This window comes from Methylobacterium sp. NMS14P (assembly GCF_028583545.1).
Lineage (GTDB): Bacteria > Pseudomonadota > Alphaproteobacteria > Rhizobiales > Beijerinckiaceae > Methylobacterium.
Window position 1 is genome coordinate 4,779,568 of sequence record NZ_CP087106.1, and the last position, 13,499, is coordinate 4,793,066.

Below are 13,499 nucleotides of genomic sequence, written 5' to 3' on the forward strand. Positions count from 1 at the left end.
GAGCAGAGGATGACCGATCCGGCACGGCGGGCCTTCCTGAAGAGCGCCGCACTCGGTGCCCTGGCGGCGGGAAGCGGCCTGCGGCCCGCCCGCGCCGACGAGACGGCGCACCTGCCCTTCGGCAACGGCGAGCGGCCGCTCGTCGCCTATCCGGGCAAGCGGCCGCTGCTGCAGACGACCGCCCGGCCGCCCCAGCTGGAGACGCCGTTCGCGGTCTTCGATGAGGGCGCGATCACGCCGAACGACGCGTTCTTCGTCCGCTACCACCTCGCCGACATCCCCCTGGAGATCGATCCCGAGGCGTTCCGGCTGAGCGTCGGCGGCCACGTCGAGCGGCCCGTCGCGCTGTCGCTCGCGGAGCTGAAGGCGCTGCCGGGCCGGACCGAGATCGTCGCGGTCAACCAGTGCTCGGGCAATTCCCGCGGCTTCTTCGAGCCGCGCATGGCCGGCGGCCAGCTCGCCAACGGCGCCATGGGCTGCGCCCGCTGGACCGGCGTGCCGCTGAAGAGCGTGCTCGACAGGGCCGGCGTGAAGGCCGGGGCCGTGCAGGTCGCGTTCAACGGCCTCGACCGCCCGGTCCTGCCCGAGACACCGGACTTCGCCAAGGCACTGACCCTCGACCAGGCCGGCGACGGGCAGGTGCTGCTCGCCTGGGGCATGAACGGCGCGGATCTGCCCTGGCTCAACGGCTACCCGCTGCGCCTCGTGGTGCCGGGCTATTACGGGACCTACTGGGTCAAGCACCTCGACACGGTCACGGTGCTGGACAAGCCGTTCGAGGGCTTCTTCATGAAGACCGCCTACCGCATCCCCGACAATCCCTGCGCCTGCACCGAGCCCGGTCAGGCGGCCGCCGCCACGGTGCCGATCGGGCGCCTCAACGTCCGGTCGTTCCTGACGAACCTGACCGACGGCGCGCAGGTGAAGGCGGGTCCGGTCGCCCTGCGCGGCATCGCGTTCGACGGCGGCTCGGGCATCGGAGAGGTCGCGGTCTCGACCGACGACGGCGCCACCTGGACTCAGGCCGCGCTCGGCCAGGATCTCGGCCCCTACGCGTTCCGGACCTGGTCGCTCGCGACCGCGCTCACGCCCGGCGCCCACGCGATCCGGGTGCGGGCCACCGCCAACGACGGCAGCACCCAGCCGACGATGTCGCGCTGGAACCCGTCGGGCTACATGCGCAACGGCGTCGAGACCACCCGGGTGCGGGCGGCATGATGGCGAACCGGAGGACAGACGGGATGCGGGCGCTCGCGCTCGGCGCGGTGATCGCGGGCCTGACGGCCGGCGCGGCCTGGGCGGCGCCGCGGACCTACACGCTCCCAGACCCGACCGCGCAGCTGCGGCCCCCGGCGGACGCCGGCCTGACCGCGGGCTACGAGGCGGCGCAGGCCAACTGCCAGACCTGCCACTCGGTGGACTACATCGCCACGCAGCCGCCCGGACGCGGGAAAGCCTTCTGGGACGCCGAGGTGTCCAAGATGATCAAGGCCTACCACGCCCCGATCGAGCAGGCCGATGCCGGCGCGATCGCCGCCTACTTGGCTGGAACCTACTGAGGATCGGAGAGACGCCTGATCCCGCCGCGTCAGCGCAGCGCGAGCGCCTGGGCCGCGTGCGAGGCGACGGCCTGCACGGCCGGAAGATCGTAGGCGTAGACGCGTCCGGCCAAAATCGCCAGGGCGAGCGTCCAGAACACCGCACCGCCGACGCGCCGCGCCGTGCGGTCGCCGACTGCCGCGGCCGGGCAAGCGCGGGCGACGCCGTCGGCGACGGGCTCGCCGAACGGATCGAAGGCCGGCGACTGGTTCTCGGAGGCGCTGCGCATGAAGCGGAATGTCGCGCTCGGCAGGCCCGTTCGCAATGGACACGTCTTCCGTATTTCGCAACGCGAGGAGATGCTTGTTCTCCTTTCAGTCTCAGCGGCAGACAGGTTCTTCTCAGAGGACCGGTTCGACCGCCGCGAACACGATATCTTCTTCCCGATAGGAGCCGGGTTCGGCGGGTGTGTGGTAGGCCATGCGCTCGCGGCGCCCCCGCAGGGGCTCGCGGCTGACCTCGCGCCACGCCGCGGCCGGCGCCCCGGCGGCGCGCCGCGCCGCCTCCGAGACCAGGATCGGGACGCCGTGGAGTTTTGTCGCCTGTTCCAGGCGGGCGGCGACGTTGACGGCGTCGCCCAGCACGGTGAACTCGTAGCGCGCCTCCTCGCCGATGATCCCGCAGAACACCTCGCCGTAATGGACGCCGACGCCGATGCGCACGGGCCGGGCCGGCCCGGCCCGGTCGGTCCAGCGGGCGATCACCGCGACGAGGTCCTGCGCGAAGGCGAGGGCGCGGGCGGCGTCGTCGGGCCGGGGCTCGGGCAGGCCGAACACCACCAGGGCGCCGTCGCCGATGAACTTGTCGACCACCCCGCCCCGCAGGCGGGCGAGGCGCGTCACCCGCCGCCGGAAGGCGGACAGGAACTCGGAGAGCCGGTGCGGATCCAGGCTCTCGGCCAGGGTGGTCGAGCCGCGCATGTCGACGAACACGATGGCGGCCTGCTGGCGGCGGCCGGCCTTCAGGCTGCCGTCGTCGTCGGCGAGCCGCAGGACCAGCTCCTGCGGCAGGAACCGCGACAGCCGGTTGCGCCGGGTCGCCTCCCGCAGGGCCGAGGCGGCGAACAGCACGAACAGGACCGCGAGGGCGCCGACCAGGACCCAGATGGCCAGGGCGATCCGGGACACGATCGCCTGCCGCCACTCCATCCGGTCGGCCTCGTGCGCCTCCATGCGGCGCACGCGGTCGCGGATCGCGTCCATCATCTGCTTGCCGCGCCCGCCCGCCACGGAGGCGCGGGCCGCCGCGCCGTCGCCGCCGCGCATGAGGGCGACGCTGGCGCCGAGCTCGTCGAGCTTCTGGCGGATCAGCCCGGCCAGGGCGTCGAGGTCGACCTGCTGGTCGGGATCGTCCTGGACGAGGTCGCGCAGCCAGTCGAGCTGGCGGTCGACGTTCAGCCGCCCCTCGGTGAAGGGCAGCAGGAAGGCCTCGTCGCCGGTGAGCAGGTAGCCGCGCTGCCCCGTCTCGGCGTCCTGCACCGCCGACAGCACCCGGGCGAGGCGCCCGTCCACCGCCACGGTGTGGCGCACGGCGTCGACGCCGCGCTGCTGGTACGCGAAGGCGCCCAGCGCGATGGCGGTCATCACCAGGATCGTGGCGAACCCCACCGTCATCCACGCCACGGTGCGCGAGCGCAGGGACCGCTGCACCCGCGCCGCGACGCGGTTCCGGACCGAGGCGACGTCCGCCGCGGCCTCGCTCCGGTCCGATGCGGGCGCGTTGGCTGGAACGGACACGTCAGGCCCCGCCGGCGCCGTGCAGCCGGACGGGCCGCCCGGTCCGCCCGCCGTCCTCGGCCGCCCGCGCCCGGCAATCCGCGATGGTCGCTCGGGCCGTGTCGATGGCGACGGACGCCGCCGACATGGTGCGGGTGTCCGGCTCCCGCTCCCGGGCGTAGCGGACGACGTCCATGGCCAGCGCGTCGACCTCGGTGTTGAGCGCCTCGATCGCCGCCGGGTCGCGCAGCGCCCGGGCCTGCCCGGCGATCTCCAGGAGCCGGTCCAGGAGCTCGTCGATGCGCTCGCGGCGCAGGCCGGCGAGGCGCTGCCGGATCCAGGCCAGCACCGAGACGAGGCCGCCCACCAGCGCGCCGAGCAGGTAGAGCGTGTCGCCGTAGCGCTCGATGAGGCCGTGCTGGTCGCGCTCGTAATAGTCGATCGCGCCGGGATGGATCGGGATCCGCGCGCTCGTGGCCGCCACGGTCGTGTCGTAGGCCGGGGCCTGGACGTACTCGGCGGCGTCCGTCGCCTGGGCGGCGGCGGTGCGCTTCTCGAACAGCTGCTGGGTCACGTCGGCCGCCACGACCCGGCTCAGGGAAGCCCGGGCCATCAGCCGGTACGAGGCGCCCACCGTCTTCACGTCGTCGGCCGGCAGCTTCGGGCGGCCGCCGAACAGGCCGCCCGGGACGGTGACCGCCTGGAGCCGCGGGAAGCGCTCGATCACGGCGCCGTCATCCTCCACGGCGACGAACGCCACCTTGCCGCCGCGGGCGACGCCCTGCACGGCCGAGACCAGGGCCAGCGCCTTCGGCGCCGAGGGCGCGATGATGCTGACGAAGGCGTCGATCCGCCTCTCGCGGAAGGCGCCGGCCACCGCCTCCTGGTCGACCGGGACCAGCAGGACCGTCGAGTCCCGGGCCGGGCCGGCGGCCTCCTCCAGGGTGAGCCCGTAATAGCCCAGGAGATTCCGGAGCAGCCAGAGATCGGCGTCCCGGTGCGCCGCGATGCCGAGCCGCTTGCCGGCGAGCCTCGGGAAGCTGGTGATCCCGGCCTGCTCCGGCGAGGCGATGATCATCGCCTGGTCGCGCAGGATCGCCAGGGTCAGGCCGTTGGTCGGCAGCAGCACGTCGGGGCGGACCACCGCGAGGTCGGCGCGCCCGTCCTGCAGGGCGGCGGCGCTCTCGCGCACGTCGTCGAAGGACAGGATCTTCAGCCGGACATTCTCGTGCGCGGCCTCGAGCGCGTCCGCGTAGGCCTTGATCAGGCCGGGCTCGGTCCCGTCGCGGGGCGCGACCGCGATGGTCAGCACCGTCGCCTGGAGCAGGACCCAGGCCGCGACCCCGCCCGCGCCCAGGAGGGCGGCCCCGGCCAGGAGCAGGGTCTCCCGGCGCAGGATCCAGGCAGGCAGGGTCGCCATCGCCCCGGGTCCTCAGAACAGCGAGATCAGCACGATGCCGCCGACCATCAGGGCGGCGCCGATCAGGCGCGGCGGGCCGGCCTTGACCCGCTTCATGCCGAACCAGCCGAAATGGTCGAGCGCCACCGAGGTCAGCAGGTTGGCGGTGATCAGCAGGCCGTTGAACGCGCCGGCCCCGACCTTGTCGACGAAGAGCAGCCCGGCGAAGACCGCCACCGCCCCGGTGAGGCCGGCGAGGGGCATCCACCAGCGAACGCCCGCGACGTCGTCGCGGGTCGGCAGCGGCGACGGCCGCAGCAGGAACATCAGCGCGAACACGAACACGACCGGCACGAACGACACCGTCGCGGCGAGCCAAGGATTCTCCAGGGCCCCGCGGAGCTGCGCGTTCCAGACCACGCCGATCGCCATCAGGGCGCCGGCCACGAGGATGAACGGGTAGAGCAGCTTGCCCGACATCCCGTGCCCCTCGCCGTGCCCCTCGCCGCCCTCGCTCTTGCCCCCTGAGCGCGCGATGAAGGTCACGCCCACCGCCATCAGGAGGCCGCCGAGCCAGGGCATCGGCTTGAAGCCCGCGGCCTGCAGGCCGAACAGGCCGAGGGCGTCCATCGCCAGGGAGGTGAGGATGTTGGCGGTGAGCGTCAGACCGTTGAACGGCCCGGCGCCGACCTTGTCGATGAAGGCGAGCCCGCCGAACACCGCGACCGCGCCGGCCAGGCCCCCCAGCGGCGCGTACCAGGGCATCCTGCTCAAGGAATCGAGGCTCGGCAGCGGCGTCGGCATCGTGAGGAACAGGGTCGTGAACACGAAGACGATCGGCAGGAACGACACCGTCGCGGCGAGCCACGGATTGACCATGCGGCCGCGCAGCTGCGCGTTCATGGCGTTGCCGAGTGCCTGCAGCGCGCCCGCCACCAGGATGAAGGGATAGAGGAGGGCAGCCGTCACGCGCGCGGACCTTCGGGTTTGCGGGGAAGGGTCAGACGAGGAGCAGGCCGGCGAGCGCCAGCGCGAGGGCCGGCGGCATCACCAGCAGGCCGAGCTTGAGGAAGGTCCAGGCGCCGACATCCTGGCCCTCGCGGCGGATGGCGGTGAGCCAGAGGATCGTCGCGAGCGAGCCCGTCACCGACAGGTTCGGCCCGAGATCGACGCCGATCAGGATCGCGCCCGCCACCTTCTCGGGAACGTGGGCGGTCTGCACGGCGGCGCCCGCGATCAGCCCGGCCGGCAGGTTGTTGACGAGGTTGCACAGCACCGCGACCAGGCCGCCCGCCCCCCAGGCGGTGGCCTCCGGGGCGGCGTGGGCGTAGCCCTTGAGGAGGTCCGCCAGCATGGCGAGCACGCCGGTCTTCTCCAGGGCCTCGACCAGGACGAACAGCCCGGCCACCAGCGGCAGCACGCTCCACGACACGTCCTTGGCGACCTCCACGAGGCCGCCGCGCTTGAGCAGCAGCACGACGATCGTGGTGGCGAGGCCCGCCACGAAGGTGGGCAGGCCGAGGTCGAGGCCGAGCGCCGAGGCGCCGATCAGGACGCCGCCGGTCGCCACGATGCCGATGCCGGCCACGAGGCCGGTGCGGGACAGCGACACGGCCTCGACGTCGGTGGCGACCTGCTGCCCGCGCAGGGCCCTGGCCTGGGTCAGCCGCAGCACCGCGTAGGTCGTGGCGATGGCCAGCAGCGAGGGCAGGGCGAACAGGCCGAGCCAGCGCACCAGCGGCGGCATGTGCTCGGCGAAGACCACGAGGTTGGCCGGGTTCGAGATCGGCAGCACGAAGCTCGCCGCGTTGGCGATGAAGGCGCAGATGAACAGGTAGGGGAGGGGGTTCTCCACCTTGGCGGCCTTCGTGGCCGCGTAGACGGCGGGCGTCAGCACCACCGCGCAGGCGTCGTTCGACAGGAACACCGTGACGACGGTGCCGACGAGGTACACGAGGGTGAACAGCCGGGTCGCCGAGCCCCTGGCGGCGCGCACGGCGATCGACGCCAGCCAGTCGAACAGGCCCTCCTTCCGGGCCACCTCCGACATCAGCATCATGCCGACGAGGAACAGGTAGACGTCGGTCCCCTTCAGCACGCCGTCCCAGGCGGTGGCGGGGGCGAGCAGGCCGAGGGCCACCAGGGCGCCGGCGCCGAGCACGGCCCAGATCGCCTCCGGCCACGAGAACGGCCGCAGGATGACGCCGAGGGTCGCGAGGGCGGCGATCGTCCAGGTCGCGATGTTGGGGGTCAGCGTCAGCGCGCCCATCGGTTGCGGTGGTCCTCTGGTGGGGTGGATCGTGCGGTGCGGTGTGCCGCGATTCGGGCGGGACCGGCTACCAGTGCCGGCCGTTGCGGTTCGGCCCGAGCTGGTCGCCCCGGAGCCCCTTCTCGGGCCAGGCGGGCAGCCGGCACGCGTCGCTGCCGGGGCGCTCGTGCGCGGGCGGCGGCACGAAGCTCCGGCCCACGGGCTCGATCACCTCGGTGTCGGTGTGCCCCGTGCCGTCCGTGACCGTGACGGCGAGCCGGCGCGCGTCCTCTCGCCAGGGGATCCGGGCATGGACGGTGCGGGGGCCGTCCGGCCCCATCGGCTGGGCCGGGCCGCCATCGACGCGCAGGTGACAGCACCACTCGGCCTGCGGCCGGTCCGAGAGGACCAGGGCGCGCACCGAGACCGTGCCGTCGGCGGCGTCGAGGGGCGCCGTGGCGAGGCGCCGGTCGGCCGGGCTCGTGATCATCACGAAGGGCAGCGCGCGGTCGAGGGGCTTGAACCGCCAGCTCGTGACCGGACCGTCGATCGCCGCGACCGCGTAGCCGACCGAGCCGTCCTCGTTCTGGCCGACCGAGCGGGCCGCGGCGTAGAGGGTGCGCCCGTCCGGGGCGAGCTCGTTGTAGTGGGTGTGGCCCATCTCGACGAGGCGCACGCCGTGATGGCGGATCAGGCCGGCGAGCGCCGCCCGCTCGTCGGGCACGCAGAGGTCGTCCGGGTAGGTGTGGGCGAAGACCGCGCAGGGCAGGCCCTCCCGTCCGGCCCGGGCCAGCTCCTCGCCGAGCCACGCGAGCTGGCAGGGGCCGAGGCGGAAATCGAGGCCGAAGCCCTTCTGGCCGTAGCCGGGGCTGACCATGTCGAGGAACAGGCAGCGCACGCCCGCCCAGGTCTCGGCGAAGTAGTAGTGCGTCACGGAGGCCGGATCGCGCGGGCGCGGCAGGTCGTGGCACCGCGCCGCGTGGCCGCCGCCGCGCGGGCTGCCCGCCACCGCGGCGAACAGGGCGTCGAAATCCGCCATCGTGCCGTGCTGCCGGTCGTGGTCGCCGGCGATCAGGCGCACCGGCAGGTCCGGGTGGCGGTCCAGGGCCTCGCGCAGGACCGCGTACTGCTCCGCCCGCCCGTCCTCGGCGAGGTCGCCGGGGATGTAGACGAAGTCGACGAGGCCGCGGCCGTGCAGCCCCGCCACCTCGGCGAGCATCGCCCGCAGGTCGGCGGCGTGGGGGTCGGAGGCCCGCTCCAGGTGGAGGTCGCCGATATGCGCGAAGGCGAACACGCCGTGGCTCGCCGTCACGGCGCGCCCGCGCGCGGTCTGTGGTTCCCCTGAGCCATCGTGCCCCCCGGACAGGCCCGTCCGCCCCGGCCGGGAAATCGGCCGCGGCGGTCGCGACCGGCCCGACGTTTCGGAGACGGCGGGGTTCCGGCCCGGGGGACGGGCGCGCGCCGGCGGGACCCTACATTTTCGTGAGCGCCGGCCCGATCCGCGGCCGGCCGATTCGAAGTGTCGTGAAAGCAGACACTCGCTGTCGTCTCAGCCGACAGTTTCCGGCGCTGTCAGCCGGTAAGTCCGCGGCTCAGTGTACGCGCCGGAACAGGTCCGGCAGGTAGCGTTCCAGGGTCTCGTGCCCCTCGAACTTCACGTCCACGGTGGCGGCGGCGCCCCACGGGCGGTGGAGCCCCACGACCCGGCCGCGGGCATGGCGCCAGATCCCGAGGATCTCGGCGAGGTCGAGCCGGTCGAAGACCACCTCGTCGCCCGCCGCGATGGCCGGGTCGGCCATGCCGGACCAGGCCTCGGGGACCGGGCGACGGGGCCTTTCCTCGGCCCGGGAAGGCTCATCCCCCGGATCGACGCCGGCGGAGAAGGTTTCGTTCGCGGAGTGCTCGCGGAAGAGCATGATCTTCACTAAGCCGTTGCGATAACTCGATAATCGCAGGTTCAATCCGATCCGACAAGGCTTGTTCCGGCGTCCCGCCCGCCGGACCGACCTGTATTCGGCCGTCCGCCCGGCTGTGCGCTTGGCCGACCGAGACCCGGCCGGGTGCCGCGTCCCCGCGACCGGACGCCTCGCGGGTCGGGGCCGGACCGGCGCCGCGCGGAGCGCGCAGCATTCGCATCTCCGGTTCGGGGGCATCGGGAGATCGATCGTGTCGCCGAACGACGATCTTTGGAATTTCGGGGCGGGCCGGGCTGATCTAAATCTGACGCGAGACAATCCTCCGCGTGAGACGGCGCCTCTCGACCTGATGGATAGTGTCCGCATGCCCTCGGATGCGGAGCGAACCATCGCGGCCAGACCGCCGGACGTGCCCCCGCCCATCCCCGCCAGAGTCCCGCCCGATGAAGTTCCTGCGTCTCCTCGCCGTCGCGGCGCTCAGCCTCGGCGCCCTGCCGGCCGGGGCGGAGACCCTCCGGGTCGGCGTCGTGCCCGGCGCCTACGGCGATGCCGTCACGGTGGCGGCCCGGGAGGCCAAGGCCGAGGGCCTCGACGTGAAGGTCGTCGAGTTCAGCGACTGGACGACGCCCAACGTCGCCCTCGATGCCGGCGACATCGACCTGAACTTCTTCCAGCACCGCCCCTTCATGGAGAACGCCGCCAAGCAGAAGGGCTACGCGTTCGACATCGTCGGGCTCGGGATCCTGTCCAATATCGGCCTGTACTCCCTGAAGCATAAGAGCTTCGACCAGATCCCGGCGGGCGGCACGGTGGCGATCGCCAACGACCCGGTGAATCAGGGCCGCGGCCTGCTGCTCCTCCAGAAGGCCGGGCTGATCAAGCTGAAGGACGGTGTCGGCTTCCTCGGCACCCTCGACGACATCGTCGAGAACCCGAAGAAACTGCGCTTCACCGAGGTCGAGGGGCCGCAGCTCGCGCGGATCACCGGCGACGTCGACCTCGCCCTGGGCTACCCGCACTTCATCGTGGCGGCCGGCAGTTTCGACCCGACCAGCGGATTGATCTATTCCGGTATCGAGGACCGGCGCTTCGCCGTGAGCTTCGTCACCAAGGCCGCCCGCAAGGAGGACCCCGTGATCCGGAAATTCGTGACGCTCTTCCAGAACTCGGAGGCCGTGAAACAGCAGATCCGCAAATCCTTCGCCAACAGCGACAAGCTGTACCTGCTGGCGTGGCAGAACTGATGGTCGGCCTGATCTTCGACAGCCTGCGCGATCCGGGCACGCCGGCCGCGGCCGGGCGAACGAGCCCGGGCGCCGCGACCGCTGCCCGGACCCCGGCCGCCGCGCCCGGCTGGGAGGCCGGCCGGGAGACCGGAACGGTGCGGTTCGAGTCCGTCTCGAAGACCTACCGCTCGGCCGCCGGGTCGGTGCAGGCGCTCGACCGGGTGGACCTCGCGATCCCCGCCGGCGCGATCTTCGGCATCATCGGCCGCTCGGGGGCGGGCAAGTCGAGCCTCCTGCGCACGGTCAACCGGCTGGAGGCGCCGAGTTCGGGCCGGGTCCTGGTCGACGGCGCGCCGATCGACGCCCTCGGCACCGACGGGCTCGTGGCCCTGCGCCGGCGCATCGGCATGATCTTCCAGCACTTCAACCTGCTGGCGGCCAAGACAGTCCGGCAGAACGTGGCGCTGCCGCTGACGGTCGCGGGGGTCCCCCGGCGCGAGATCGGCCCGCGGGTCGCGGAGGCCCTGCGCCTCGTCGGCCTGGAGGACAAGGCCGACACCTACCCGTCGCGGCTCTCCGGCGGCCAGAAGCAGCGGGTCGGCATCGCCCGGGCGCTCGTGAGCGATCCGGAGATCCTGCTCTGCGACGAGGCGACCTCCGCCCTCGACCCGGAGACGACGCTGGCGATCCTCGACCTGCTGCGCGACATCAACCGGCGGCTCGGGATCACCATCATCCTGATCACCCACGAGATGAGCGTGATCCGCGAGATCTGCAGCGACGTGGTGGTGCTGGAGGGCGGCCGGGTCGTCGAGACCGGGCCGGTCTGGCGCGTCTTCGGGGCGCCCGAGCACCCGACCACCCGGGCGCTGCTCGAACCCCTGACCCGCGGCCTGCCGCCGGATCTGGCGGCCCGGCTGCAGCCGCTGCCCGCGCCGGGCGGCTGGGCGATCCTGCGGATCACCTGCTCGGGCCGGGCCGCGCCCGACCTCTCGGGCCTCGCGGGTGCCGGGGCGCCGGTGCGGCTGCTCCAGGCGGGCATCGAGCGGATCCAGGGCCACGCGGTCGGCCGGATGCTCGTGGCCGTCCCGGCCGAGGATCCGGGCGCGGAGGCGCGGCTGCGGGCGCTCGGCGGCGACGTGGAGCGGGTCGGCTACGTCCCCGCCGACGCGGCGGCGGGGTGAGGCGATGCGGGACCGCGCTCTGCCCGATACCCCGCCCGATACTCCGCCCGATACTCCGCCCGACACTCCGACCGCCCGAGCCACCGAACCTGGAGCCCCGCCATGTCACAGCAGATGATCGAACGCCTCTGGCAGGCCCTCCTCGACACCGCGCTCATGGTCGGGGTCTCGGCCGGGATCGCCGTGCTCGCCGGCATTCCCCTGGCGCTGTTCCTCGTCACCTCCGGGCCCGGCGGCATCTTCGCGGCGCCGACGGCCAACCGGGTGGTCGGGACCGTGGTCAACGGCTTCCGGGCCGTGCCCTTCATCGTGCTGCTGGTGGCGCTGATCCCGTTCACCCGGCTGGTGGCCGGCACCACGATCGGCGTCTGGGCGGCGATCGTGCCGCTCTCGGTGAGCGCGACCCCGTTCTTCGCCCGGATCGCCGAGGTCTCGCTGCGGGAGGTGGATGCGGGCCTGATCGAGGCCGCCCAGTCCATCGGCTGCCGGCGCCGGCACATCCTCGCCCACGTGCTCCTGCCCGAGGCGCTGCCGGGCATCGTGGCCGGCTTCACCATCACGGTGGTGGCGATGATCGGCGCCTCCGCGATGGCCGGCGCGGTGGGCGCGGGCGGGCTCGGGGACGTCGCCATCCGGTACGGCTACCAGCGCTTCGACACCACCGTGATGGTGGTGGTGATCGCGATCCTGATCGCCCTCGTGTGCGCGGTCCAGTTCGCGGGCGACACCGCGGTGCGGCGGCTCCGGGCCCGCTGAGCGAAACCGTCCGATCTGGGCGATCCGACCGGGAGCCTGCAGCCATGGATCGTCCCCGGTCGACGACCTCGACAGCGCCGTCCGCGCGCGCGGAGCGAAGCGATCCAGGCAGCGCCGCGTCTTCCAGCCGCGCGTGGGCCCCGGGTCGCTTCGCAGCGCTCGCGACGACGGTGGGACGTCCCAACCGAAGCGGTCAACCGGACACCGTATGAGCCTGCACCTGGACGATCCCGTCACCGACCCGGCCGAGGACCGGCTCCCGCCGCCGCCCGCGGCGGCGCACCGGATCCGCTCGGACGCCGAGGCGATCGCGGCCGCGCGGGCCGTGGCCCGGATCTTCGCGGCGGGCGCGGCCGAGCGCGACCGGGACCGGCGCCTGCCCTGGGCGGAGATCGCGGCCTTCACGGAGAGCGGGCTCGGCGGCATCACGGTGCCGCGCGCCCACGGCGGCGCCGGGGTCTCGCACGCGACGCTCGCGGAGGTCTTCGCGATCCTCGCCGCCGCCGACGGCTCGGCGGCGCAGATCCCCCAGAACCAGTTCGGCGTCCTGGCGCTGGTCGCGGCCGCCGCCAGCCCCGCCCAGCAGGCGCGGATCTACCGCGACGTGCTCGCCGGCCACCGGATCGGCAATGCCGGCCCCGCCCGCAACGGCAAGGCCATCACCGGCGTGGACACGCGGCTGGCCGTCGGGCCGGGCGGCCCGCGGCTCAGCGGCACGCGCTTCTACTCCACGGGCGCGCTCTTCGCCCACTGGATCCCGACGCGCGCGGTCGGCCCCGACGGCGGGCCGCTCCTGGTCTTCGTGCGCCGGGACGCCCCCGGCGTGCGGGTGGTGGACGACTGGCAGGGCTTCGGCCAGCGCACCACGGCGAGCGGCAGCGTGATCTTCGCGGAGGCCCCGGTCGAGGCGGAGCTGACGATCGACCTCGCGCCCCTGGCCGGGCGCCCGGGCCTGTTCGGACCGGTCTCGCAGCTGATCCACGCGGCGATCGACGCGGGGCTCGCCCGGGGCGCGGTCGCCGCCGCCCTCGACTTCCTGCGCACCCGGACCCGGCCCTATCCCTTCACCGCCGAGACCGTCGCGGAGGATCCCCACATCCTCGGCGAGGTCGGGCGGCTCACCGTCGACCTGCACGCCGCCGAGGAGGTCCTGGCCCGGGCCGGCCGGGCGCTGGACCGGATCGCCGCGACCCCCGTCACCGCCCAGAGCGCGGCCGAGGCCTCGGTGGCGGTGGCGCAGGCCAAGATCCTCACCACCGAGATCGCCCTGGAGGCCTCCGAGCGGCTGCTCGAGCTCGCCGGCGCCTCGGCGACCCGCGACGGGTACAACCTCGGCCGGTACTGGCGCGACGCCCGGGTCCACACCCTGCACGACCCCGTGCGGTGGAAGTACCACCTCCTCGGCAACCACGCCCTGAACGGCGTGCTGCCCGCCCGGCACCAGTGGAACTGAGGA

13 protein-coding genes are annotated in these 13,499 nt (G+C 73.5%); 6 read left to right on the plus strand and 7 right to left on the minus strand.

The genetic code is table 11. The annotated features are described in order from the left end of the window. Positions 1-9: 9 nt before the first annotated feature. Positions 10-1,218, plus strand: a complete 1,209-nt coding sequence (gene sorA, locus LOK46_RS22720; RefSeq protein ID WP_273560656.1) for a SorA family sulfite dehydrogenase catalytic subunit — start codon at positions 10-12, stop codon at positions 1,216-1,218. A gap of 23 nt (positions 1,219-1,241) precedes the next feature. Beyond that, complete coding sequence (gene sorB, locus LOK46_RS22725; RefSeq protein WP_273560657.1) at positions 1,242-1,559, plus strand: SorB family sulfite dehydrogenase c-type cytochrome subunit; 318 nt, start codon at positions 1,242-1,244, stop codon at positions 1,557-1,559. Between the two features lie 29 nt (positions 1,560-1,588). On the opposite strand, the gene LOK46_RS22730 is transcribed toward sorB, so the two are convergent. The 7 genes from LOK46_RS22730 to LOK46_RS22760 form a co-directional block, all read right to left on the minus strand. After that, the gene (locus LOK46_RS22730; protein WP_273560658.1) at positions 1,589-1,828 is read right to left on the minus strand and encodes a hypothetical protein; all 240 of its coding nucleotides are present in this window, start codon (positions 1,826-1,828) and stop codon (positions 1,589-1,591) included. Positions 1,829-1,940: 112 nt separating this feature from the next. After that, positions 1,941-3,335 (minus strand): adenylate/guanylate cyclase domain-containing protein, encoded by a 1,395-nt coding sequence (locus LOK46_RS22735; RefSeq protein ID WP_273560659.1) that lies wholly within the window; start codon positions 3,333-3,335, stop codon positions 1,941-1,943. Between the two features lies 1 nt (position 3,336). After that, positions 3,337-4,734 (minus strand): TAXI family TRAP transporter solute-binding subunit, encoded by a 1,398-nt coding sequence (locus LOK46_RS22740; protein ID WP_273560660.1) that lies wholly within the window; start codon positions 4,732-4,734, stop codon positions 3,337-3,339. A gap of 12 nt (positions 4,735-4,746) precedes the next feature. Further along, on the minus strand, positions 4,747-5,682 hold the full coding sequence (locus tag LOK46_RS22745; RefSeq protein ID WP_273560661.1) for a DMT family transporter: 936 nt from the start codon (positions 5,680-5,682) through the stop codon (positions 4,747-4,749). 31 nt (positions 5,683-5,713) lie between these two features. Next, positions 5,714-6,982: an arsenic transporter gene (locus tag LOK46_RS22750; protein ID WP_273560662.1), complete on the minus strand. Its 1,269-nt coding sequence runs from the start codon at positions 6,980-6,982 to the stop codon at positions 5,714-5,716. A 67-nt stretch (positions 6,983-7,049) separates the two neighbouring features. Next, the gene (locus tag LOK46_RS22755; protein WP_273560663.1) at positions 7,050-8,273 is read right to left on the minus strand and encodes a metallophosphoesterase family protein; all 1,224 of its coding nucleotides are present in this window, start codon (positions 8,271-8,273) and stop codon (positions 7,050-7,052) included. 280 nt (positions 8,274-8,553) lie between these two features. Continuing rightward, on the minus strand, positions 8,554-8,760 hold the full coding sequence (locus LOK46_RS22760) for a hypothetical protein (protein ID WP_273560664.1): 207 nt from the start codon (positions 8,758-8,760) through the stop codon (positions 8,554-8,556). 560 nt (positions 8,761-9,320) lie between these two features. Here LOK46_RS22760 and LOK46_RS22765 point away from each other — a divergent pair. The 4 genes from LOK46_RS22765 (at position 9,321) to LOK46_RS22780 (ending at position 13,496) form a co-directional block, all read left to right on the plus strand. Beyond that, the gene (locus tag LOK46_RS22765) at positions 9,321-10,121 is read left to right on the plus strand and encodes a MetQ/NlpA family ABC transporter substrate-binding protein (protein ID WP_273560665.1); all 801 of its coding nucleotides are present in this window, start codon (positions 9,321-9,323) and stop codon (positions 10,119-10,121) included. Continuing rightward, positions 10,121-11,287, plus strand: coding sequence for a methionine ABC transporter ATP-binding protein (locus tag LOK46_RS22770; protein ID WP_273560666.1), 1,167 nt, complete (start codon positions 10,121-10,123; stop codon positions 11,285-11,287). Before LOK46_RS22765 ends, LOK46_RS22770 begins: the two co-directional genes overlap by 1 nt. A gap of 102 nt (positions 11,288-11,389) precedes the next feature. Continuing rightward, positions 11,390-12,043, plus strand: coding sequence for a methionine ABC transporter permease (locus tag LOK46_RS22775; protein ID WP_273560667.1), 654 nt, complete (start codon positions 11,390-11,392; stop codon positions 12,041-12,043). 208 nt (positions 12,044-12,251) lie between these two features. Further along, positions 12,252-13,496: an SfnB family sulfur acquisition oxidoreductase gene (locus LOK46_RS22780; protein ID WP_273560668.1), complete on the plus strand. Its 1,245-nt coding sequence runs from the start codon at positions 12,252-12,254 to the stop codon at positions 13,494-13,496. Positions 13,497-13,499 lie beyond the last annotated feature (3 nt).